The organism is Breznakibacter xylanolyticus, from assembly GCF_003254275.1.
Taxonomy (GTDB): domain Bacteria; phylum Bacteroidota; class Bacteroidia; order Bacteroidales; family Marinilabiliaceae; genus Breznakibacter; species Breznakibacter xylanolyticus.
In genome coordinates this window covers 41198-64814 of the sequence record NZ_QKZK01000019.1, presented here as the reverse complement: position 1 = coordinate 64814, position 23617 = coordinate 41198, and the positions used below count along the sequence as shown (strand labels likewise).

Annotated in this window: 15 protein-coding genes; 10 read left to right on the top strand and 5 right to left on the bottom strand. The window is 49.7% G+C overall.

Going from position 1 to position 23617, the window contains the following annotated elements; genetic code table 11:
• Positions 1-1383 precede the first annotated feature (1383 nt).
• A complete protein-coding gene (gene pheT / locus LX69_RS11725) occupies positions 1384-3843 on the bottom strand; it encodes a phenylalanine--tRNA ligase subunit beta (protein ID WP_111446241.1) in 2460 nt (819 codons plus the stop codon).
• 547 nt (positions 3844-4390) lie between these two features.
• The gene (locus tag LX69_RS11715) at positions 4391-5089 is read right to left on the bottom strand and encodes a 3-keto-disaccharide hydrolase (RefSeq protein WP_111446239.1); all 699 of its coding nucleotides are present in this window, start codon (positions 5087-5089) and stop codon (positions 4391-4393) included.
• A gap of 217 nt (positions 5090-5306) precedes the next feature.
• Here LX69_RS11715 and surE point away from each other — a divergent pair, with 217 nt between their 5' ends.
• The 8 genes from surE to LX69_RS11675 all read left to right on the top strand — a co-directional run bounded on the left by surE (position 5307) and on the right by LX69_RS11675 (position 16551).
• Entirely contained in the window at positions 5307-6086 is a 780-nt protein-coding gene (surE, locus tag LX69_RS11710; RefSeq protein WP_111446238.1) for a 5'/3'-nucleotidase SurE, read from the top strand.
• Positions 6087-6171: 85 nt separating this feature from the next.
• Entirely contained in the window at positions 6172-7161 is a 990-nt protein-coding gene (locus LX69_RS11705; RefSeq protein WP_111446237.1) for a diaminopimelate dehydrogenase, read from the top strand.
• A 206-nt stretch (positions 7162-7367) separates the two neighbouring features.
• Positions 7368-7664 (top strand): hypothetical protein, encoded by a 297-nt coding sequence (locus tag LX69_RS11700; RefSeq protein ID WP_111446236.1) that lies wholly within the window; start codon positions 7368-7370, stop codon positions 7662-7664.
• 164 nt (positions 7665-7828) lie between these two features.
• Positions 7829-8980: a lipid-A-disaccharide synthase gene (gene lpxB / locus LX69_RS11695; protein WP_111446235.1), complete on the top strand. Its 1152-nt coding sequence runs from the start codon at positions 7829-7831 to the stop codon at positions 8978-8980.
• A gap of 58 nt (positions 8981-9038) precedes the next feature.
• Entirely contained in the window at positions 9039-9773 is a 735-nt protein-coding gene (gene gldF, locus LX69_RS11690) for a gliding motility-associated ABC transporter permease subunit GldF (RefSeq protein ID WP_111446234.1), read from the top strand.
• Between the two features lie 176 nt (positions 9774-9949).
• Positions 9950-11641 (top strand): gliding motility-associated ABC transporter substrate-binding protein GldG, encoded by a 1692-nt coding sequence (gene gldG, locus LX69_RS11685; RefSeq protein WP_111446233.1) that lies wholly within the window; start codon positions 9950-9952, stop codon positions 11639-11641.
• Positions 11642-11933: 292 nt separating this feature from the next.
• Positions 11934-13061 carry a DNA polymerase III subunit beta gene (gene dnaN, locus LX69_RS11680; protein WP_111446232.1) on the top strand — a complete coding sequence of 376 codons (1128 nt, stop codon included), beginning with the start codon at positions 11934-11936 and terminating at the stop codon, positions 13059-13061.
• Between the two features lie 148 nt (positions 13062-13209).
• The gene (locus LX69_RS11675; RefSeq protein WP_170124360.1) at positions 13210-16551 is read left to right on the top strand and encodes a ligand-binding sensor domain-containing protein; all 3342 of its coding nucleotides are present in this window, start codon (positions 13210-13212) and stop codon (positions 16549-16551) included.
• Between the two features lie 76 nt (positions 16552-16627).
• Here the strand turns inward: LX69_RS11675 and LX69_RS11670 are convergent, their stop codons facing one another.
• Complete coding sequence (locus LX69_RS11670; protein WP_111446230.1) at positions 16628-17077, bottom strand: nucleoside deaminase; 450 nt, start codon at positions 17075-17077, stop codon at positions 16628-16630.
• Positions 17078-17289: 212 nt separating this feature from the next.
• Here LX69_RS11670 and aspS point away from each other — a divergent pair, with 212 nt between their 5' ends.
• Both aspS and ychF read left to right on the top strand, forming a co-directional pair.
• The gene (gene aspS, locus LX69_RS11665) at positions 17290-19041 is read left to right on the top strand and encodes an aspartate--tRNA ligase (protein WP_111446229.1); all 1752 of its coding nucleotides are present in this window, start codon (positions 17290-17292) and stop codon (positions 19039-19041) included.
• A gap of 128 nt (positions 19042-19169) precedes the next feature.
• On the top strand, positions 19170-20270 hold the full coding sequence (gene ychF / locus LX69_RS11660; RefSeq protein ID WP_111446228.1) for a redox-regulated ATPase YchF: 1101 nt from the start codon (positions 19170-19172) through the stop codon (positions 20268-20270).
• 348 nt (positions 20271-20618) lie between these two features.
• Here the strand turns inward: ychF and LX69_RS11655 are convergent, their stop codons facing one another.
• Entirely contained in the window at positions 20619-21044 is a 426-nt protein-coding gene (locus tag LX69_RS11655; RefSeq protein WP_111446227.1) for a DUF3859 domain-containing protein, read from the bottom strand.
• A 213-nt stretch (positions 21045-21257) separates the two neighbouring features.
• A complete protein-coding gene (locus tag LX69_RS11650; protein ID WP_111446226.1) occupies positions 21258-23450 on the bottom strand; it encodes a tetratricopeptide repeat protein in 2193 nt (730 codons plus the stop codon).
• Positions 23451-23617: the final 167 nt, after the last annotated feature.

The following is a 23617-nucleotide window of genomic DNA, read 5'->3' as shown; positions in this document are numbered from 1 at the left end:
AGCATTCAACAGCGTACGATGGCATACCCTGCCGCTGTGATTACGGTAGCTCTCCACTAAACGGTAATAACCGCTATAGATTCCCGTTTCGGGGTTGGTGCGCATGGATACTTTGAAATACATGCCCCAAAGTAAACATGTAAACCGCTGATATACAATACCCCCTTGTGTACTACAAATGATTTTTCGAAAATTCAGACACTGATTATCAATGTATTACAAAAGCAAATAGAGCAAAAGAGCCTATTTTGAGGTGAAAAAAGGTGTTTTTTTAATGAATTTTGGATGGAAAGCTGCAAGATGGGTTAAAGAAAGTTAATCTCACTTTTTTTTGAAACATGTCGTTGTACATCCCGTTAAAGACAGTGTAGATTTCTTCATAGAATAAGGGTTAAGGTTAGGTTAGTAAAGGGGATGCATCGCTGATGTATCCCTTTTATTTTGGGATTTATTTGGATGATCTTTTTTTTACTGTTTTGGAGCTTGGATGGATTTCGTTCAGAAATAAATCTGTTTTTGCTGGCTAAGTTTGTTGCGATGATTTATGAGTGTTGATTAGGATATTATTATTGCTGATTGTGTGAGGCGTGATGGAGGGGGGTAAATTTTTGTGTTAAAAAATGTAATTTCATAACGTGGTGTGTAAAGTTTCTTTATATTTGCACTCGTAAGTTATAGATTTCTTCATAGAATAAGGGTTAAGGTTAGGTTAAGAGAGGGATGTCGAAAGGCATTCCTCTTTTTTTATGGTTTTACTTGTGAGGTTTTTTGTGAGGGGGTTGTTTGCCCTGGTTATTTACTATTGTTCGTTTCTTTGTGTGTTAAAATTCGAGAATGTTGAATTGTTGAGGTGTTGCATCTGTTTGAATTTGTGCGTGTAATGTTTATTTGTTTTTTTTTATTGTTGTTAAAGCATGTTAAATGCGTATTTTGATTGTAACATTCATAACTCACCTCCGTTATAAAGGTCAGATTTCTTCTTTAAATAAGGGTTAAGGTTAGGTTAGGAAAAAGGGGCGAAAAATGTTTCGTTCCTTTTTCTGTTTTTATACCCCAGCGAGAACATTTCCCCGTTTCTGGTGTTTAAATAATGATCATAGATCATAGATTGATTTGGGTTAAGGGTTAGTAAGGCGGGGAGACTGTGAAGTTATCTCCGCCTTTTTTTGTGTCATGAAGCGTATGTGGAATATTAGGCACAGATTCGATGAGCGACGATAACAGTGATGCAAAAGAGAAAAATAAGTGCCAGCTTGTGAAAATCATCAGTTGTTGTTTCGTAATTGTAGGTGAATGGGGATAAAAAAAACGGGTGTCATCAGTTGACCCCGTTTTTACATTGAGGTGTGATCGCTTATGTTCACACCTAATAGCTAAATAATATCAGTTTGCTGAGCGTATTTGCGCTCCCAATTCTTTCTCGAAGCTTTGGATGAGCGATTGCATGATTTTATCAATCTGCTTGTCGGTGAGGGTTTGGCTGTCGTCCTGCAGAATGAACGAGATGGCGTATGATTTTTTGCCGGCACCCAATTTTTCACCTTCGTACACGTCGAATAGCGATACTTTTTTCAACAGTTTCTTTTCAGCCTTTTGTGCCAGTTGTTTGATTTGAGCAAAGCTGACCTCCTTATTGATGAGCAGAGCCAAGTCGCGACGCACTTCGGGGTATTTGCTCAGTTCGCTGTATCGTACTGTGTTGCGGGCTGCTTTTTTCATTAGCAAATCCCAGTTGAGCGAGGCGTAATAAACCGGGCTGTCGATGTCGAAGGTTTTCAGGAACTTTGGGCCAATAGCGCCAAAAACTGCCAGCGTTTGCTTGTTTTGGTCAACAATGGCCAGGGCTTCGCTGAAAATGTCGGCATCCGATGTTTCTTCGTTGATGTCGGCTGCCTTCACGCCTACGCGGGCAAGGATGTTGAGAACATGCGTCTTGAGGCTGAAGAAGCTGACTTCGCGCGAAGGGGTGTACCAGTTGGCGGGTGCTTCTTCGCCGGTGATGAACAGAGCCAGTTGCAGTTGTTCGCTATAGCTTTTTTGTTCGTGTTTGTTGTTGCCGGTGTAAGCATAGCAATTGCCCAACTCAAAAAACTTAAGATTCGCATTCTTGCGGTTTTGGTTGTGCTGAATGCTTTCCAGTCCGCCAAAAAGCAGGGTTTGGCGCAGGGCGTTGAGGTCGTTGCTCAGGGGGTTGGCCAAGATGACCGATTGTTGGTCGGGAAAGCTGGTGAGTCCTTCGTAGAGGCTCGATTTGCCCAGTGAGTTGCACATGATTTCCTGAAATCCGGCACCAATGAGCTGGTCGGCGATCATGTTGCGCACTTTATGCTGATCGGGTTTTGATGCGTAAGTGAGCGTGGAACGTACTTCGTTGGGCATTTCCACGTTGTTGTAGCCGTAAATGCGCAGTATTTCTTCAATCACGTCTACCTCGCGCAATACATCCACTCGATAGGGAGGCACATCCACGGTGAGTGTTTCTGCCGTTTCGTTTACCACTTTGATGTCGAGTGATGCCAGGATGCTGACGATGGTGTCGCGAGAAATTTCTTTGCCGATGAGTCGTTTCACCTGGGCAAAGGCCACGTCAATGCGAGTGTCGGTGATTGGGGTCGGGTAGATGTCGATGATGTCGCATGAGATGGTTCCGCCGGCCACTTCCTTAATCAGCAGCGCTGCGCGTTTGAGGGCGTAAAGCGTGTTGTTTGGGTCAGTGCCGCGTTCAAAGCGGAAGCTCGAGTCGGTGCTCAGGATGTGGCGTCGAGCCGTTTTGCGTATGTACACCGGGTTGAAGCAGGCACTCTCGAGGAATACGCGCGTGGTGGTTTCGGTCACGCCACTGTCCAGGCCGCCAAATACACCGGCCAGGCACATGCCGTCGGTGGCGTTGCAAATCATCAGGTCTTGGCTGTCGAGCTGACGTTCTTTGCCATCCAGGGTGACGAATTTTGTGTTGCCCGGCAGTGTTTTGACAATGATTTTGTTGCCGGTGATTTTATTGCCGTCGAAGGCGTGCAGGGGTTGCCCGATTTCGTGCAGCACAAAGTTGGTTACGTCCACCACGTTGTTGATGGGCGACATGCCAATGGCGCGCAGGCGGTTTTTGAGCCAGTCGGGCGACTCTTTTACAGTGATGCCACTGATGGTCACGCCACTGTATCGGGGACAAGCATTTTGGTTTTCGACTTCTACTGTGATGGGGAAGTCATGATTGTCGGTTTTAAATGCCTCCACCGAAGGTTTGGCGGTGCTGACGTTGGCACCATTTTGTTTCAGATAGGCAGCCAGGTCGCGAGCCACACCAAAGTGCGACGCACTGTCGATACGGTTTGGGGTGAGATCCACTTCCAGTTGCCAGTCGCTCTCAATGTTGAAGTACGTTTTTGCCGGTGTGCCGGGCACTGCCGACGGGGCGAGCACCATGATGCCATCGTGACTGGTGCCTAAGCCAATTTCGTCTTCGGCACAAATCATTCCTTCGGAGGGTTCGCCACGCAGTTTTGATTTTTTGATGACGAAACTCTCATCGCCATGATAAAGCGTGGTGCCCACGGTGGCCACCAATACTTTTTGGCCGGCTGCCACGTTGGGAGCTCCGCATACAATGGGGAGGGGTTCTCCCTGGCCGATGTTGACAGTGGTGCAGCTAAGCTTGTCGGCATTGGGATGGCGCTGGCAGGTGATCACTTCGCCAATCACGATGCCCTCGAGGCCTCCCTTTATGGTCTGAATCTCTTCGATGCTGCCCACTTCAAGTCCGATGGATGTGAGGGCGGCGGCTACCTGTTCCGGCGTGATGTCCGTTTGGATATAATTCTTTAACCAGTTGTATGAAATATTCATGGTGCAAAAAAATTGAATCTTCGTCTTTGGCCGGGTTGACCAAGGTGAAGATGTATGGAAAATGCTTGTTGGTCTTGAAAATTAAGGCCGTAAAATTACAATTTTTGTGGCTCGAAAAGCGTGGCCATTGTGAAAAATCTCATTCAGTTTCAATGTCGTTTCGAGATCCTCATCTCATAGCGTTTGGAGGAAATACAGAGTTTTATGAAAACACAGAATCGAATAAACACTGAGGCTCAACGGCGCTGAGTTCATTTGTAAAGCCTTGCGTTTAAAAAAAGCAGATAATTCAGCGTAAACTCATCTTCCTCAGCAGAACCAACTAAGAACTGACACTGAGTTGCAGTGAGATAAGATGAGAACCAGTGAGGTGAAGAAAACTCAGCGTCACTCAGCAAAAGAGTTGTAACGTGAACTCTTTTGCTGAGTTCTGTCGTAGTAAGAAATAAACGCTGAAGCCAACGGCGCTGAGTTCATTTCGTGCTGCCGCATTGGGGATACCCACAGGAGTCGATGAGGGTTATCAAAAAAAACAGGCTGTTTCGATTTAAACGGCGTGTGGGCTGCAATCACTTTGTGGCTTTGCTGTTTTGTGTGGCATTAGCGGGGTGAGGATGATGTTTTTGAACCACACGGGGGCGCCTTCAAATTGGAGGAGGATGCGGCCGTGATTCTGTGACGCCCCGGTGCCGCTGTTGACGAGGGTGCCGTTGAGGTATTGATCGCATCTGTCGCCACGGACTTCGATGACGAGGGTGTTCCACTCTCCAATCGTTTTTTCGGCATCTGCCGTGCGTTTGTGGACGGCATTGGGTGCGGGTGGGTTGGTGATGTCATTGACAGTGAGGGTGGTTCCTCGAAGCAGGATAAAGTCGCCCGTGGCATTGTCTTTTATTTGGTATTGGATGCCCTGGGGCCATAAGGAGTCGGGTTGGGAGGTGGCAACATGGTACATCACTCCGCTGTTGCGTTTACCCTTGTGCTGTTCATCCCATTTAAAATCGACGGATAAGCGGTAGTTTGCAAACGATTTTTTCGTCATCAGATAGCCGGGACGGGAGCCTTGCATCACGATGGCCGAATCGCGTATTTCGAACAGCTTTTCACCTTTGGTTTTCCCGGTGGAAGGGGAGTAGGCATACCAGTTTTTGAAGTTTTTGCCGTTGAAAAGTCGGGCGCTTTTTTGTGCGGATGTTGTGCCATAGCTCATGCTTATCAAAAGCATGATGGTGATAATGTGTTTCATGTGTCAATAATTTAGCCCCCTCATCCCCCCGAAGGTGGACTTACAGGGCATTGTGTCTTGAATTACTTTGTTTTATGATGTGCTCCTGCACTTTGCTGCTTCTGTACTCTTCTCTTTCGCACTCTTGTACTCTTGCACTTTTGAGATGTAATTATAAACAATTGGCGTGGACAAGCAACCTCGTTTTTTCTATATCTTTGGGCAAAATCGTAAGTAAATGATGCAAGCAGTTCAACGTCCCCTGATTTTGGTGACCAACGACGATGGCGTATATGCCCGCGGCATACGGGCTTTGGCCGATATGGTAAAGCCTTATGGCGATGTGCTGGTGGTGGCACCGCGCGATGCCCATTCGGGAATGTCGCATGCCATTACCGTTAAAACGCCACTGACGCTCAAGAAAATCCATCACGAGGAGGGGCTCACCATTTATAAAAGCAACGGCACGCCGGTCGATTGTGTGAAGTTGGCTTTGAATATTCTTGTGGATCGCAAGCCGGCCGTTTGTGTGTCGGGCATCAATCACGGGAGCAACAGCTCGGTGAGTGTGCATTACAGCGGCACGTTGGGAGCGGCGCGTGAGGCTGCTTTTTACGGCATTCCTTCCATCGGTTTTTCGTTGATGAGTTACGATGCTGAGGCTGACTTCACCGATTCGGTGGCCGCCTTCAAGCCCATCTTTGAGCATGTGCTGGCCAATGGGCTCGACACCAACTGTTATCTCAACGTGAATGCACCCTATCAGGTGCCCATTCAGGGCGTGAAGTTTTGTCGTCAAACGGCCGGGCATTGGAACGAAGCGTTTTATGAGCGACAAGATCCTCGTGGGGAAACTTATTACTGGCTAACCGGCCATTTGCAAAACCAGGAGCCCGAGGCTGACGATACGTGTGAACACGCGTTGGCTCATGGTTACGTGTCGGTGGTGCCTTGTGTGATTGATGTTACGCATTTTGGCGTGTTGCGTGATTTGCAATCGAAATTATCATCACGATAGATCTTTGGATGCTTAATCTTTAGATGTGCGTGATTCTGTTTTTGGCCGTTTTAGATTTTATAAATATTTCAAACACAAAAGTTGCATGGGAAAAATTAAAATTGGGATTGTCGGATACGGCAATCTGGGACGTGGCGTTGAATATGCCATTCGTCAGAATCCGGACATGGAGTTGGTGGCCGTGTTTACACGACGTCAACCCGGTGATATTTCGTTAAAGACGAGTGGTGTTGCCGTTTGTCATTACGACGAGATGAAGCAATATGTGGGCAAGATTGATGTGATGGTGCTGTGCGGGGGAAGTGCCACAGACCTGATTGTGCAAGCCCCTGATGTGGCAAAAATGTTTAATACTGTGGATAGTTTTGACACGCATGCGCGTATCCCCGAGTTTTATTCATTGGTGGATGCGGCTGCCAAACCGACCAAACATGTGAGCATTATTTCGGTGGGTTGGGATCCCGGAATGTTCTCAATCACTCGTTTGTATAACAATTGTATTTTGCCTGATGCCAAAGATTATACCTTTTGGGGTAAAGGGGTGAGTCAGGGGCATTCAGATGCGATTCGTCGTGTGGAAGGGGTTAAAAACGGAAAGCAATATACTGTTCCGGTTGAAAGTGCCGTGGAGCAGGTGCGCACCGGCTCGAATCCGGAGTTGACCACCCGTCAAAAGCACACCCGGGTGTGTTATGTGGTTGCTCAACCGGGCGCTGAATTGGCTCGCATCGAAAGTGAGATTAAAAATATGCCCAACTATTTTGCCGATTACGATACGTTTGTCAATTTTATTTCTGACGAAGAGTTTGAGAAAAATCACAACACCATGCCGCACGGCGGGTTTGTGATTCGAAGCGGATTCACCGGCGAAAACAGAGAAAACAAGCAGTTGATTGAATATTCATTAAAGTTGGATTCCAATCCTGAATTTACCTCCAGTGTTTTGGTGGCATACGCTCGTGCGGCGTATAAATTGGCCAATGAAGCATCGTACGGTGCCAAAACGGTTTTTGATATCGCACCTGCTTTATTGTCACCAATGTCTAACGAGGCATTGCGCGAGCAGTTTCTTTAATTCATAATGGTATGATGAGATGATGACGGAGAATGACCCCATTTTTCGTCATCATCTGTTTTTTGTTTTATTTTGATGCTTGTTATGTCGGTGTGGTCCGTCTCGCTGTGATAAAGGGATTTGGTTGTACCGTCATTATTTATGTTGAAGTGCTGAATGTTTAGTAAGTCTTACATCTTGATACTTACATCTTGATTCTTATCATTATGAAATGTAATTGTAATAAGTTGATCTTTGGGGTGATTATTGGCCTTGTGCTGCCGGTCATTACGTCGTATTTAATATACAAGCAGCAGTATCACGGTCAGTATCCCTTTAAGGAATTCCTGCAAGGATTGATTGTATTGAAAAGCTTGGGCAAGCTCATTAGCATTAGTATGTTGCCGAGTTTAATCGTGTTCATTCTGTTGGTGACTTATGAGAAGTTGCAAATTGCACGCGGCATTGTGGCTTCCACGCTTTTTTGGGTGCTGGTGGTGCTGGTGGTGAAGTTTGCGTTTTGAATTTGATACGAATCTGGTTTTAACACCGAGTAGGTTTTAACGCTGAGGCAAATGGCGCTGAGTTGATTTGTGGCACCTTGTGTTAAAATGGAAAAATAGATAACTCAACAGAATTATAAAGTAGGCACTACGGCACAGTGTTTACCTAATCAGTAACAAAGCAAATGAAATACTATCTGATAGCGGGCGAACCTTCGGGCGATTTGCACGGCTCCAATTTAATGAAGGCTTTGAAAGCCGAAGACACCGCGGCTGAATTTCGTTTTTGGGGTGGCGATTTGATGCAGCAGCAGGGGGGAACCCTGGTGAAACATTATCGCGACCTCGCCTTTATGGGGGTGTTTGAAGTATTGGCCAATTTGCGCACCATTCAGCGCAATTTCAAGTTGTGTGAGCATGATTTGTTGGCTTGGCAGCCCGATGTGGTTATTTTGGTCGATTATCCCGGTTTTAACCTTCGCATGGCCGAGTTTGCGCACAACCATGGCATGAAGGTGTTTTATTACATCACCCCAAAAATCTGGGCCTGGAACCGCAGTCGGGTCAAAAAAGTAAAGGCTTTTGTCGATAAGTTATTCACCATTTTGCCTTTCGAGACTGACTTTTATAAGGGGTATGGCATGACGGTCGATTACACCGGCAATCCGGTGTTGGATGCCATCGACAACCGTCATCACAAAGAGGAATCGTTTGAGGCTTTCACCGCCCGTACCGGCCTCGACGGGCGTCCCATTGTGGGGTTGTTGGCCGGAAGCCGTCGGCAGGAGTTAAAGTTGTTGCTCACCACCATGCTCAAGATGGTGCCGCTGTTTCCGCAGTATCAGTTTGTGATTGCCGGTGCCCCGTCGTTTACGCAGACTGATTATGAGCCCTACATTGCCGGGTTAGATGTGAAGGTGCTTTTTGGTGAGACCTATCAAATTGTGCAGCATGCCCGGGCGTCGATGGTGGCCTCGGGCACGGCCACGCTCGAGACGGCCTTGTTGGGATGCCCTCAGGTGGTTTGTTATCGCATGGGGGGCGGGTTTTTGGTGGATTGGCTCAGGCCGTTGGTGCTGAAAATTCCTTACGTATCGTTGGTGAATTTGGTGTTGAACCGTGCCGCGGTGGTCGAACTGATTCAAAAGCAGTTGAACGAATCGACCCTGGCGCTGGAGCTGCATCGTTTGCTCAACGATGACGCTTATCATCAGCAGCAGGTTGAGAGTTGTGGCGAGTTGCAGCGTTTGATGGGCGGCCCGGGGTCGAGCGACCGCACGGCCCGGTTGATGGTGAAATATTTGAACTCATGGACGGAATCGGAAGGCCGAAAGTGAGTTGATTATGAATCCCCAAAGTCCGAATAAAACTGACCAAACGAAATTTTGAACAATCATGTTAGCACTCTTTAAAAAGGAAATATCGATGTTTTTCAGTTCACTCACCGGATATCTGGTGGTGAGCGTGTTTTTGTTGATGACGGGACTTTTTTTATGGGTTTTGCCGGGCGATTTAAATGTGTTGTTTGGCGGCTATGCCACGCTCGACTCTCTGTTTTATCTGGCGCCGTGGATTTATCTGTTTCTGGTGCCGGCCGTCACCATGCGTTTATTTGCCGAGGAGCGGAAAGGCGGCACTCTGGAGTTGCTGCTCACACGTCCCGTGAGCGAACTACAGATTGTGATGGCCAAATATTTGGCCGGGGTGGCATTGGTGAGCATCAGCTTGTTGCCCACCTTGCTGTATTTTTGGTCGGTTTATCAATTGGGGAACCCGGTGGGCAGCATCGATATGGGTGCCACCTGGGGGTCGTACATCGGGCTGTTTTTTTTGGCGGCGGTGTATGTGAGCATCGGGGTGTTTGCCTCGGCGTTGACCGATAACCAAATTGTGGCCTTTGTGGTGTCGGTGGTGCTATGTTTCGTGTTTTATTACGGTTTCGAAGCCCTGTCGGAGATGCCGGTGCTCAAATCCATTGGCGAATCGTTGACTTTTTGGGGCATCAACGACCATTATAAATCGGTGAGCCGCGGGGTGGTCGATTCGCGCGATGTGATTTATTTTTTGAGTGTCATCGTGCTTTTCGTGTGGGGCACCCGCGTGGTCATCGGTAGTCGCAAATGGAAGTGACTTACTGAAGAGATAAAAAGATGATGAGACTAAAGAGAGATAGATGAGACTGAAGATACAAAAGCAGAGAGATCTAAACATCTTTTCTCATCTCATCATCTGTCTCCTTGTCTTACGTCTTCTTCTCTTAACTTAATGACATTGATACTTCCATCTGCAAACAAGATTGATTGTTTATGAAAAAAATTAAAAAAGATATTCTTGGTTTGGTGTTGATTTTAGGCGCTGTGGTGTTGGTCAATCATTTGGCTTCAACGTGGTTTTACCGCATCGACCTCACAGCCGAGAAACGCTACACCTTGTCGGACAATACCCGGCAATTTCTGCAAAGCATGGACGCCTCAATGACGGTCGATGTGTTTCTCGAAGGCGATTTGAACCCGGGGTTTCGCAAGCTGGCCGCTTCGGTGCGCGAGATGCTCGACGAGATGAAAGTGTTTGCCGGCCTTCGGGTGCGATACGCCTTCATCAACCCCAACGAGGGGAGCAACGACGAAAAAAAGAAACTCTTTGAGCGTCTTCAGGCCTTTGGATGCCAGCCCGTGCCCGTGTACGAGGCGGCTGAAGATGGGCGCAACACCACCGTCACCATGTTCCCTTATGCCATCATTCATCACAACAAAGATGCTGTGGCGGTGGATCTGCTGAGCAACATTCCCGGTTTGTCGGGGGCCGAAAACCTCAACAAGTCGCAGGAGGAACTCGAGTATAAACTCACCGATGCCATGCGCAAACTGCTTCAGAGCGAAAAGCCCCGCATCGCCTTTCTCGAGGGGCACGGCGAGCTCGATGAGCTGGATGTGATGGACGTGACCCGCCAGTTGTCTGAGTTTTATCAGGTCGACCGTGGCCGAATTGGCGACGACCCGGCCATTCTCGACCCCTATAAAGTCATTATTGTGGCAAAGCCTCAGCAGCCTTTCCCCGAAAAAGACAAGTATGCGCTCGATCAATACCTGATGCGCGGCGGGCGGGTGTTGTGGATGGTCGATGCTGTCAATGTCACCCTCGACAGCCTCACGCGCATCACCCAAACGGTGGGCATTTACAGCGACGTGAACCTGAACGACATGTTGTTTAAATACGGCATCCGCATCAATCACGACCTCATTGAGGACATCCAGTCGGCCATGATTCCCATCAACGCCTCGGTACCCGGCACGCAGCCCAAGTTTGTGCCCGTGCCCTGGCTCTTCAATCCGTTGTTGCAGCCCGTGAATGCGCATCCCGTGAGCCGAAACATCAATGCCGTCAAAGGCGAGTTTGTGAGCACCATCGACACCGTGGGCGAGGATTTGAAGGTGAAACGGCACCTGCTGTTGCACACCTCGCGGTTTACCAAGGTGACCCCCGTGCCCGTGTTTGTGTCGCTGGCCATGGTCAACGAGCAGCCCGTGCGCGAGCAGTTTCAGCGGTCGTTGGTGCCGGTGGCTTATGCGCAGGAGGGTGTGTTCCCCTCGTTGTATGCCCATCGACCCGTGCCCGCCGGCCTGCGCCAATCCAACATCACGCGGCTCGACCAAAGTGTGCCCACGCGCATGGTGGTGGTGGCCGATGGCGATGTGGCCAAAAATGCCGTGCGCTACCGTTACACCAATCCGCAAATTGTGCCACTGGGGTTTGATGAACTCTCGGGGCAGACCTTCGGTAACAAGCAATTTGTGGTGAATGCCGTCAATTACCTGGCCGACGATGATGGCTGGATGGCCTTGCGGTCGCGTAGTTATGCCCTGCGGTTGCTCGATAAGGAGCGGCTGGGGCGTGAGGCCACCTTTTGGAAGATGTTAAACGTGGCCTTACCCGTGGTGCTGGTGGTGTTGGCAGGGGTGGGCTTTGTGTGGCTGCGCAGACGAAAGTATGGGAGATGATGTGGAGGAGGAGAAGGTGATGGTGGTTGTGGAGACGCCCAATTTGGGCGTCTTTACCCGGCGTCTTAACCCGTTGTTTTTTGTTTGATCCTTGCGACTCAGTCGCGAGGTCCAAATTAAGTTCAATTCACGCTTGCGACGCTGTCGCGAGATCCAAACCAATTCGGTTAACACCATCTACTCAGTAGTTATCAACACCCCTGTTCATAACCTCTGATAACTCTTTGTAAAATAATGGTCACGAGGGGTGAAATTTTTCTAATTTTGGCTTCCAAATTAAAATGTACGAGAAATGAAATTTGTTGTATCCAGTTCCGAGCTGTTGTCGCACCTGCAAGCCATAAGCCGGGTCATCAGCAATAAAAGCAATATTCCTATCCTTGATCACTTTTTGTTCGACCTCCAGGATAGCAAACTTACGCTCACGGCTTCCGATCAGGAAGTGACCATGGTAACTTCGCTCGACCTGTCGTCGGCCGACGGCAACGGGGTGATTGCCATGCCATCAAAAATTTTGTTAGAAGCGCTCAAAAAGTTCTCGGAGCAACCCTTGAACTTCGACATCGACATGACCACTTTTGCCGTCAACATTGTGACCGAAAAAGGAAAGTTCAGCGTGGTGGGGCAGGATGGCGCCGATTTCCCTCAGCCCCCTGCTTTGGAAGGCAATGATGTGCAGTCGCTGCAAGTGCCCGTGGAATTGCTCAATACCGGGATTGTCAAAACCATTTTTGCCACGGCCAACGACGATTTGCGCCCGGTGATGAATGGCATTTTAATGGAAATTAATGATGCCGGATTGACGTTTGTGGCTTCCGATTCTCATAAATTGGTGCGTTACCGTCGCAAGGATGTCAGTGCCGGTTTTGAGGGGGCCTTTATTTTGCCTCAAAAACCTGCCGGACTCCTCAAAAACGTTCTCGCTCGCGAAGAGGGGGATGTGTTTATTCAGTTCGATAAGAAGAATGCATATTTTACGCTGCCCAATTATAAGCTCATTTGCCGCCTGGTTGAGGGCAATTATCCCAGCTACAATGCGGTCATCCCTCAGGATAGTCCTTATCAGGTGACGGTCGATCGGGTTGAGTTTTACAATACCCTGGGGCGTGTGTCGCTTTTCTCGAGCCAGTCGACCAACCTGGTGAAATTGATGTTGGCGCCCGACGAGATGACTGTGTCGGCTCAGGATCTCGATTTCTCCATTTCGGCTTACGAAAAAGTGGGTTGTCAATACGAAGGCAAAGAAATGGAAATTGGTTTCCGCTCAAACTTCCTGGCCGAAATCATCGACAACCTCTCAACCACCGATGTGGTGTTTCAGTTGTCCGATCCCTCGCGTGCCGGTTTGTTCGTGCCCCTCGAAAGCCGCGAAAACGAAGAGGTTTTGATGTTGCTCATGCCCATGATGATTAACGTGTAACTTGTCATTGTTTCTATATTTTGCAAAAAGTCCGGTGGTTGCCATCGGGCTTTTTTTTGTGCCGATGTCATCATTTCATCAATTCTGTCTCGTGAAGGAATATCGTCGCACGAAATTTTGTAACTTGGGTTCCTCTTTGGTTAATAGTATGAGAAAAAATCTACACTTTCGATTGATTATTAGTTGGATGCTCTTGATGTTGTCGAGTGGCGGGGGGATGGGGGCTCAATCATTGCCTCATGCCGATATGCCCCTGACCATCGATCAGGGGTTATCAAGCAATAAAATTACCACGTTGTTTCAGGACAGTCGGGGCTATTTATGGATTGGAACGGAAGATGGCCTGAACCGTTATGACGGTTACCAGATGGAGGTGTTTCGGCACAATCCCATCGATTCGTTGTCCATTACCGATAATTTCATTACGGCCATTCAGGAAGCCGACAATGGCGATTTGTGGGTGGGAACGCGCAATGGCGGGCTGAATCTTTGGCATCGTCGCGATCATTGCTTTTCGCTTTGGCGTCCTCTCTTGTTTACGCCCGATGTGAGTGCGGCTGATTTGACCGAAATCAGCGGACTGCTGCGTCTGGGCGGCACTGAATTGTGGGTCAAAACTCCCTCGCATCTTCTTCGTGTCGAAACCGTGAGTCAAAAGGTGGCTGCTTTCGGGCATTATAATAATGTGTTTAATAATTCGCGGGCTGTGCGATATCCGTTGTTGGCGGGGAGAGATTCTGCCTCCATTTGGGTGGGCACCAAGGATGGTCTCAATCGCTTTGAGATTGCCGGGCGTACTTTTAAGCGTTTTGCCAACGTGGTGGGCAACCGTCAGGATGGGGGGAGCACGGTGAACGATTTGATGTGGATCGATAATGATCGGATGATGGTGGGAACCTCTTCCGGGGCGATGTTGTTTCATTGCCATACCGGTGTCTCGCAACGGGTGCCGGCCTTTTTACCCGATCGTCATTCTGAACGGGTAAACGCGTTTTTGCAAACCTCCGATAAGCAAATCTGGCTGGCCACCGGAAAGGGCGTGGCATTGCTCGATAGCGATTTGAAAAGTTACCGCCCGGCCATCCGGCTTTATTACAATGGCGATGAGGTGAATGACGAAGTCACCTCGTTGTTAGAAGACCGCTACGGCATCATTTGGGTTGGCACCCGAAAAAACGGCGTGTTTAAGTTCGATCGTAAGCCGCGAAAGTTCAGCTCCCTCACGCCGCGCGACCCGATTATTACCCACCTGGAGTCCTACAATTTCACCTCTATTATGGTGGATGAGAAGGACAAAATGTGGTTAGGCACCGATGGTAAAGGTTTGTATGTGATTGATAAAATCACTGAAAAGGTGACCCATTATGCCTTAGATCCCGAACGCTTTAAGTCAGGCCGCGACGTGGTTTTTGCTATTTTTCGCGATAGCAGGGGGTATGTGTGGATTGGGGTGTCGGGGGGAATTTACCGTTACGATCCTTATTTGGACGACATTGAGGAGTTTGATTATGCCGGTGATATGAAGTATGCCCGGTTGTTGCGCGACAATCAGGTGCGAGCCATTGTGGAAGATGAAATAGGGAACATCTGGTTTGGAACCCGTTTTGGGCTCTATCGTTACTCGGGAACAACGCTCGAGAGCTTTTTTACCGAGCCGGGACAGGCGGCTTCGTTGATCGACGATGAGATTAACGCGTTGATGATTGACCGCGAAGGGTGGCTGTGGATTGGCACCCGAAAGGGCGTGTCGGTGTATAAAACGTCTAAGGATCAGTTTTGGGCACTTCGCAATTCTGATGTCGGCGAGAAGATTCTCAGCAACGACTACGTGTTGTCGCTGGCCGAAGGCGAGGGCGGTGAGATATGGATTGGGACACGCAGCGGACTGACTTGTTATCGGAAAGCGACCGGTGAGACTTCTATTTATTCGGTGGCCAACGGGTTGCTGAATGATGTGATTAATAGTGTGGTTGAGGATCGGAAAAAACGGGTGTGGGTGGGAACCAATCAGGGTATTTCCATGATCACGCCCCAGGGCCATGTCTCCAATTTTTTTGTAACCGACGGGCTTTCCGGCCCTTCGTTCAATGCCGGGTCGGTGTTTAAGGATCAGTCGGGGCGCCTCTATTTCGGGGGAAGCGAGGGGTTGACTTATTTTGCGCCTGAGTCCATTCGTGTCAATCAGTTTGTGCCGGTGGTGTCCGTGTCATCGGTAAAGCTCATCCATCAAGGCGTGGTGAAACGGCAATGGCCGGGCGAAGCGGGTATCATCGACCTCAAGTACCAAAAAGGCGCGACTTTGCGCATCGATTACAGTACCCTCGATTTTTCTATCCCCCATAAAAACCATTATAAGGTTTATTTGGAGGGATACGATGAAACCTGGCAGCCTGTGACTGAGCAGAATTATGTGGCTTATTCGAATTTGCCGGCCGGCGACTACAAACTCAAAATTTTGGGATCGAACAGTGATGCCGTGTGGAACGAGCAGCCCACCGAGTTGTACATCATCGTGAATCCCCCTTTGTGGCAAACCGGGTACGCCATCGCGTTTTACGTTGTGTTGCTGGCGTTTTTGCTTTACAGCATCATTCAGTTCAACGTGCGTTATTATCGCAAGGCTTATCACGACATGCGGGTGAAGAACGTTGACAGCCAGAAGATAGAGGCGCAAAAGGAGGTGTTGTCGAGAATTAATCGAAGCCTGACCGATAGTATCAATTACGCCAAACGCATTCAGGAAGCCATGTTGCCATCGGATGATATTATCAAGCAATTGGTGCCCGAATCGTTTGTGTATTTCCGCCCCAAGGATATTGTGAGTGGCGACTTTTACTATTTTTTCCGTCGCGGGAATCTCTTGTTTGTGGGGGCGGTCGATTGTACCGGTCATGGTGTTCCGGGTGCCTTTATGTCGATCATCGGTTACGATTTGCTCAAAAATGTCATTGAGGTGCAGGGCTTGGATGATCCGGGCGAAATACTCATGTCGGTCAATACCATGTTGCGCGATACATTTAAAAAGGAGACCTACTTATACGACCCCCGTCATGGCGAGGTGAATGATGGCATGGACATGGGGTTGTGCGTGATCGATTACGACCAAAAAGTGGTGCGTTTTGCCGGAGCCAACCACTCGTTATATGTGGTGAGCGATAACGAAATTGCCACCTACGACGGGGCTCGTTCGGCCATCGGCAGCGAGTGCCGGGGCGATTGTTTCATCCCCAAAGAAATTGAACTGGCCGAGAACGACATCTTATATATGTTCTCCGATGGCTATGCCGATCAGTTTGGCGGGCCTGAAGGCAAGAAATTTAAGTATCGTCGTTTCCGACACTTGTTGCTCAACATTCACAAGCTGCCCTTTGAGGATCAAAAGGCCATTTTGCACCAAAAAATGGAGGAATGGATGATGGGCGCGACCTACGAGCAGGTGGATGACATTTTACTGATGGGATTAAAACCCATGGCCGGTCGCGAAGATTGATGGCAGAGTTTGTGTCTGTATCAGATGAATAATGTGGTTTTCTTAGACCTCCCCTTTGGGGAGGCCGGGAGGGGCTTTACCGTTTTCTCGCAAAAAAATCCTTGATCAATTGTGTCGCTTCTGTTTGTAGTGGCCCCTGGCACACTTCGGTGCGGGGATGCAGCAGCGACGGGCTGTGGCGCATACATCCGCGTTTCTCGTCGGTGGCCGCATACACAATGCGCGAAATTTGCGACCAGGCCAAAGCGCCGGCACACATGGGGCAGGGTTCCAGGGTGACGTAAAGCGTGCAGTCGTTCAGGTATTTTCCGCCCAGGGTTTGGGTGGCGGCGGTAATGGCCAGCATCTCGGCATGAGCTGTCACATCGTTGAGCGTTTCGGTGAGATTGTGCGCCTTGGCAATCACTTGTTTGCCGGCCACAATGACGGCTCCAACGGGAATTTCATCCTTTTGATAGGCATATTGCGCCTCTTTAAAGGCCATTTGCATGAAATATTGGTCTGAAAAATCAATTTTCCCTATCATGGTCGCTTGGTTTAATCATTCACAGGCATGCCGCAATTCATCTTTTCTTACTAATTTCGGCCACACAAAATTAACGCATTCCGGGAATATCAGGCGCCGGCGTTCCTGCTTTTATTCTTCCCATATTATCGGGGCGGGAATGGTTTGTTATTCATTGAAATGTGATAATTTTGACGCACTTTTTTCCGTTAATAAAAAAATCACAAAAAGATATGTATAGGACACACACCTGTGGCGATCTCCGGATCGAAGATGTAAACAAGCAAGTGACACTCAGCGGCTGGGTACAGCGCATCCGCAATTTGGGGGGCATGACCTTTGTCGATTTGCGTGACCGGTACGGGATCACCCAGTTGGTTTTCAACATGGAAACCAATGAGCCCCTGTGCGGACAGGCGCGCGAACTTGGACGTGAATACGTGCTGCAGGTGACTGGCGTGGTGGCCGAGCGGAGCAACAAAAACAGCAAAATCGCCACAGGCGATATTGAATTGTTGGTTGAAAAGCTTGTGGTGCTCAATGTGTCCGATTTGCCTCCTTTTACCATCGAAGACGATACCGATGGGGGGGAGGAGTTACGCATGAAATATCGTTACCTCGACTTGCGTCGCCGCACTGTGCGCGACAACCTGATGTTGCGTCACAAAATGGCCATGGAGGTGCGCAAATATATGGATGAGCAAGGGTTTATTGAAGTGGAAACGCCCGTGCTCATTAAATCCACGCCCGAGGGGGCACGCGATTTTGTGGTGCCTTCGCGCATGAACGATGGCCAGTTTTACGCCCTCCCACAGTCGCCTCAGGTCTACAAGCAGTTGCTGATGGTGGCCGGGTTTGATAAATATTTCCAAATCGTGAAGTGTTTTCGCGACGAGGACTTGCGTGCCGATCGTCAGCCCGAGTTTTCACAAATCGACTGTGAGATGTCGTTTGTGGAGCAGGAGGACATCCTACGCACTTTTGAGGGCATGACCAAGCACCTGTTTCGCACCATTAAAGGTGTGGAGCTGAAGGAGGACTTTTTGCGTCTGCCTTATGCCGATGCCATGAAATATTATGGCAGCGACAAACCCGATTTGCGTTTCGGGATGAAGTTTGTTGAACTCAATGATGTGGTGAAAGGCAAGGGCTTTAAAGTGTTTGACGATGCGGCCTACGTGGGTGGTATCTGTGCCGAAAATTGTGCCGAATACACCCGTAAGGAATTGGATCAGTTGACCGATTTTGTGAAGCGTCCCCAAATTGGTGCCACCGGATTGGTGTACGTGCGTTACAATGCTGACGGAACCTTGAAGTCGTCCATCGACAAGTTTTTTGACGAATTGCAGCTCAAAACCATGGCCGAGTGTTTTGGTGCCAAGCCGGGCGATTTGATTTTGATATTGGCCGGGCCTCAAAAGAAAACCCTGTCGGCGTTGTGCGAATTGCGCCTCGAGATGGGCTCGCGCCTGGGGTTGCGCAACAAAGAGGTGTTTGCCCCGCTTTGGGTGGTCGATTTTCCCCTGTTGGAGTGGGACGACGACTCGCAGCGTTTTTACGCCATGCACCACCCCTTTACATCGCCCAAAAAAGAGGATTTTGAACTCATCAAGACCAATCCCGGTGCCGTGCGTGCCAATGCCTACGACTTGGTCATCAACGGGGTGGAGATTGGCGGGGGATCCATCCGCATTCACAACGATGAGTTGCAGCAAAAGATGTTCGAAATTTTGGGATTCACCCACGAAGAGGCCGAGCACCAGTTTGGCTTCCTGATGAATGCCTTTAAATATGGTGCGCCTCCGCACGGTGGGGTGGCTTTTGGTTTCGATCGTTGGGTGTCGCTCTTCACGGGCAGCGACTCCATCCGCGACGTCATCGCCTTCCCCAAGAACAATGCCGGACGTGACATGATGATTGACACGCCATCGGAAATCAGCGTGGCACAGTTGGCCGAGCTGGGCATTCAGGTGGTGAAGAAATAAGGCGGTTCAATGCCGCTTCCGTACCGAGGGCTAACAGGCGATGATGCCGGTTAGCCTCTCTTTTGTTTTGGGGATCCCCCCTTTTTTTGATGTATTTGATTTTTTTATTGTAGAAATATTTATCGAACATGGCTTTACAGTGTGGAATTGTAGGACTGCCAAACGTGGGCAAGTCAACGTTGTTTAATTGTTTGTCGAACGCCCGGGCGCAATCGGCCAATTTTCCTTTTTGTACCATCGAACCCAACGTGGGGGTGATTACCGTTCCCGATGACCGCCTCATCGAGCTGGAGCGTTTGGTGAAACCTCAGCGCGTGCAGCCCACCACTGTCGAGATTGTCGATATTGCCGGCCTGGTGAAGGGAGCCAGCAAGGGCGAAGGCTTGGGCAATAAGTTCCTGGCCAACATTCGCGAAACGGATGCCATCATTCATGTGTTGCGCTGCTTCGACGACGACAACATCACACACGTGGATGGTTCGGTGAACCCCATTCGCGATAAGGAAGTGATTGACGTGGAGCTTCAAATCAAGGATTTGGAGACAGTGGATGCTCGCATTGCCCGCACCGAAAAACAGGCCAAAACAGGCAAAGATGCCGATGCGAAAAGACTGTACGATTTGTTGCTGCGTTATAAGGCAGCGCTCGAAAGCGGCATGTCGGCGCGTACGGTTGAGGTGGCCGAGTCGGAGGAGAAGATTTCACGCGAGCTGTTTCTGCTCACCAATAAGCCGATGATGTACGTGTGCAATGTTGATGAGAAATCGGTGGCAACCGGCAATAAATATGTCGATATGGTACGCGAGGCCGTGAAGGACGAGAACGCCGAGGTGCTGGTGATTGCCGCCAAAACCGAGTCGGAGATTGCCGAGCTGGAAACCTACGAGGAGCGCCAGATGTTTCTGGAAGATTTGGGACTGAAGGAGTCGGGCGTGGCTCAGCTCATTCGCGCCGCCTACAAGTTGCTCAACCTCGAGACCTATTTCACGGCCGGCGTGAAAGAGGTGCGTGCCTGGACTTATCCCAAGGGAGCCATGGCGCCACAGGCTGCCGGTGTGATTCACACCGACTTTGAAAAGGGCTTTATCCGTGCCGAGGTCATCAGTTACAACGACTTTGTGAAGTATGGCTCCGAACAGGCTTGTAAAGAGGCCGGTCGCATGCGCGTGGAAGGAAAAGAATATGTGGTGAGCGATGGCGACATCATGCACTTCCGCTTTAATGTCTAACCCCATGGGGTAAAATGTCATCGCCCGTTGTGATTTTTGTGTCACAACGGGCGATTTTGTTTTGACAGGCAGTGGCATCGACCTGCCCATAAGGGGAAAAATGGTTGAAAATTGGGTAATTATCGTTAATCGGGGGTTAAAAACTGTTAAGTGTATTTGTGGGCATATTGTCAACTCGTACTTTTGCAAAAAATACAAATGGGACTCAATTTTTTTAAGAAACAAGCGACTATGGAACGGGAAAATGTTCAGGATATCACAGTGAAATTGAAGCGTAAAATCTTCATGTATTTCGTTATTGAAGTGTTTTTGGTGATTTTGTTGTTGGGATTTACTTTTTTCCTGATTTCATTCGTTTTTAATTGAGCCATTGCCTTCATCGTTTGACGTGGTGACGAGCGTCAGTTTTTTTTCGGCAATGATTTTTCCGTCCAGCAGGGTTGTCAGGTGCCACGTGCCTGCCATTTGTTCGTAGGGTTCCCATACCGTATCTCCCAAAAAGAATTCAAAGTCGTTTGAGTCCACAAAGCAGGTTCCTTCAAAGGGGGGCATGCTTTTTCCATTTTCGTCGGTCATGGGCGGATGATCCATGATAAATTCCAGCACTTTTCCTTTGGCACCTTTAATTTTCAGCACGTACCCGAATTCCGTTTCCGGAACAATGGGGATGCGCGTGGTGATGTCCATCAGCTTGGGGATGGCCTTGCTCTGCCGGTTCCATTTGTCGTAAACCCCGTAGCTGTATATTTCGCAGGTGATTTTTCGTTTGCTCATGATTTAAAACGATGTTGTGGCGGTTATGAAAGGTTTTGGGGTGGGGAAGATTGTTTTTGGTGATTTTCAATCAGCGATGACCGTGTGCTCGCACACCTGAATTCACCATCGCGCCGTAGGTGCGCAACATCGGTAGAACGATTTCTGCTGCGAGCCTAGTCCCGCCCCTATGGGGGCGGAAGACACCCCGCGTCCATCCGTTATCATTCTCGTTTAAATGGAGTACCGCAATTGATCCAGTAAAATGGGGAGGTCGTCCGTCGGAATGCCGTTGAGGGCGAGTTGCTTAATGTCTTCCTCAAAAATCTTCAGAAACGCCTCGATGGTGTGCCCGTTGAGGATGCTTTGGCGGTAGCAGGCCAGGGCTTCCTTTTTATCGCCCCTGCACAAGTGCACGTGCCCCAGGTTGATCCAGTCGTGGGCATTTTTTTCGGTGTCGATGAGTTTTTTGCAGTATTTCTCGGCCTGATCGAGTTTGCCCGTCACCAGTGAGCACCAGGCAATGGGACGCCACACCCGGGTGTTGGCCGGGGCGAGGTACTCGACTTTAAAATAGTGTCGAAGCGCCTCTTCGTGATTGCCCAGTTCGAGCAGGCAGTGCCCAATGGCCGCTTGCGTGGGGAGGCTGTCGGGGGTGAGCTGGGCTGCCCTTTGGTAATAGTCGAGGGCTTTGGCCGGTTGTTGCAGATGCTTGTAGCAGAGGGCGATTTTTTTGAGCGTCCAGGCTTTGTCGGGTTGCAGCAGATCGGCTTTGAGGAAATGTTGCAGGGCTTGAGGATACTGTTTGAGCTGCAGGCGGGCATAAGCCATTTTTTGCGTGTAGCCCACGTGGTCGGGGGTGGCGTCGCTCAGCAGGATGAATATTTCGAGGGCTTCAGGGTAATAACCCTTGTTAAAGAGGAACTCACCCATTTGCTCCAGGGGGGCCAGGTCGTGAAACAGGTGTTTGAAAAAGTCGTTTTTGTAGTAATCCATCTTGCCGGCAAACACATCTTCGAACTGATGGCGGTTGGGATAGATGCGGAAAAATCGGTACAAATCCTGAATGTACTGGTTGGAAACGGCCAGGTCGCGTTTGGCGGGGTTGATGAGCAGCTCGTCCTGGTGAATTTCGTCCATCTGCTTGAGTTCGTTGCCAAAGAACTGCCCCATCATGTCGCGCTGGGCGGTGGGCATGAGGGGGATGCCCAGCATGAGCGAGTATTTGTCGCTGTTGCACAAGGCGCCCGCGTGGGCAATGTGATCGAGCAGGCCCGAGTGGCGCAGCGCCGGGCCGCTGTCGTTGAGCGCTTCGGTCACCACCGGATGGGTGGGCACAAAGGGGATGAACCAGTTCGACACGCGGTTGAAAAACGGGAAATGCTTGAGCATTTGAAAGGTGGTGAGAAACACGTCGGCGCCTTCCATTTGCCATTTGGTGATCTCCTCCAGCTTTTCGAGCAAACCGGGCGAGCCGGCAAACACCTCTTCCCACTCGGGATTCTTGTCGTCGCCCGAGTCGGGAGCCAGGTTGTCGAGATCCAGTTTCTCCTTGAGGATGGGGTGCACCTTGATGACTTCGGGCAGGATTTCGTCGCGCAGCTTGGTCGATATTTTTTCGGTTTCGCGGGTGCGAATGAGCTGGATGAACAGGGTTTGAATGTGGCTGCTGAGCACAGTATCGTGACTGATGGCATGCAGCCGGTCGGTGATTTCGGGGAAGAGCCACAGGCGCCGGTCGTACTTTTGCAGCACCGGAATGACGGCGGTAAGGGCTCGCATCTGCACCTGGTGGCGGGGGTGGTGCGTGAGGTCGAGCAGCAGCAGCATCAGGGGCAAATCCCATTTGCGCATCAACAACAGAAACAGGGCGCTCACCACCAGGGCCTGTGAGTGCCAGGGCACCTCCTCGTTGTCGAACAGGCGGCGCAGGGCGTCGGATTGGCTGTCGCCCTCAATCCAGGCCGAAACAAACAGGCTCTCTTCGGTTCGGGTAAATTCCTGCGTGAGCACAATCTCAGGCATGGCCGACGATTTGAGCTTGGCCGTTTCGTATTCGTGCAGCAGTGCCTCCATTTGCTCGTCGATGGTGGGTTGCGGTTGGTTGACACGTTGGCGCATCAGCTCGTAAGCCATGTCGGGCAAGTGAATGAAACCCAGCCGTTCCATCACCGCATCGGTGAGCTGATAGATGCTGATGAGCAGGTGGTTGTAAATCTTTTGTCGTTCGGGGTCGTTGATGCCCTCGGTGGTATATTTCAGAATGCTTTTGTAGGATAGCTCCAGGTTGTAACGGGCATCGATGAGGTCGCCCCGTTGGGTGGCTCGCACCAGCGGCTCTAAAAAGTCGAGGGCGTCTTTAATGCGTTTCCCGGCCAGGTGTTGGTGCAGTGTGGGTTGGGCCTGTCGAATTTGTGTGGTGTTCATGGGCTTTTGTTTCGTGTGATGCAAATATCGTTAAGTTTTTGGACTGCACGGTGACTGTTAACAAGGCAATGGCGCCGTTTTTTTGTTTTTGATGCCCGGGACACCTTCCCCCTTGTCGGTTTTTGGTGGGGCATCCTCCCTAAAAGCGAGGTCGTTGTCAGTTTTTG

Coding starts and splice junctions, on each gene's coding strand:
- pheT (WP_111446241.1), bottom strand. CDS start 3,843: ATGAATATTTCATACAACTGGTTAAAGAATTATATCCAAACGGACATC.
- LX69_RS11715 (WP_111446239.1), bottom strand. CDS start 5,089: ATGAAACACATTATCACCATCATGCTTTTGATAAGCATGAGCTATGGC.
- surE (WP_111446238.1), top strand. CDS start 5,307: ATGATGCAAGCAGTTCAACGTCCCCTGATTTTGGTGACCAACGACGAT.
- LX69_RS11705 (WP_111446237.1), top strand. CDS start 6,172: ATGGGAAAAATTAAAATTGGGATTGTCGGATACGGCAATCTGGGACGT.
- LX69_RS11700 (WP_111446236.1), top strand. CDS start 7,368: ATGAAATGTAATTGTAATAAGTTGATCTTTGGGGTGATTATTGGCCTT.
- lpxB (WP_111446235.1), top strand. CDS start 7,829: ATGAAATACTATCTGATAGCGGGCGAACCTTCGGGCGATTTGCACGGC.
- gldF (WP_111446234.1), top strand. CDS start 9,039: ATGTTAGCACTCTTTAAAAAGGAAATATCGATGTTTTTCAGTTCACTC.
- gldG (WP_111446233.1), top strand. CDS start 9,950: ATGAAAAAAATTAAAAAAGATATTCTTGGTTTGGTGTTGATTTTAGGC.
- dnaN (WP_111446232.1), top strand. CDS start 11,934: ATGAAATTTGTTGTATCCAGTTCCGAGCTGTTGTCGCACCTGCAAGCC.
- LX69_RS11675 (WP_170124360.1), top strand. CDS start 13,210: ATGAGAAAAAATCTACACTTTCGATTGATTATTAGTTGGATGCTCTTG.
- LX69_RS11670 (WP_111446230.1), bottom strand. CDS start 17,077: ATGATAGGGAAAATTGATTTTTCAGACCAATATTTCATGCAAATGGCC.
- aspS (WP_111446229.1), top strand. CDS start 17,290: ATGTATAGGACACACACCTGTGGCGATCTCCGGATCGAAGATGTAAAC.
- ychF (WP_111446228.1), top strand. CDS start 19,170: ATGGCTTTACAGTGTGGAATTGTAGGACTGCCAAACGTGGGCAAGTCA.
- LX69_RS11655 (WP_111446227.1), bottom strand. CDS start 21,044: ATGAGCAAACGAAAAATCACCTGCGAAATATACAGCTACGGGGTTTAC.
- LX69_RS11650 (WP_111446226.1), bottom strand. CDS start 23,450: ATGAACACCACACAAATTCGACAGGCCCAACCCACACTGCACCAACAC.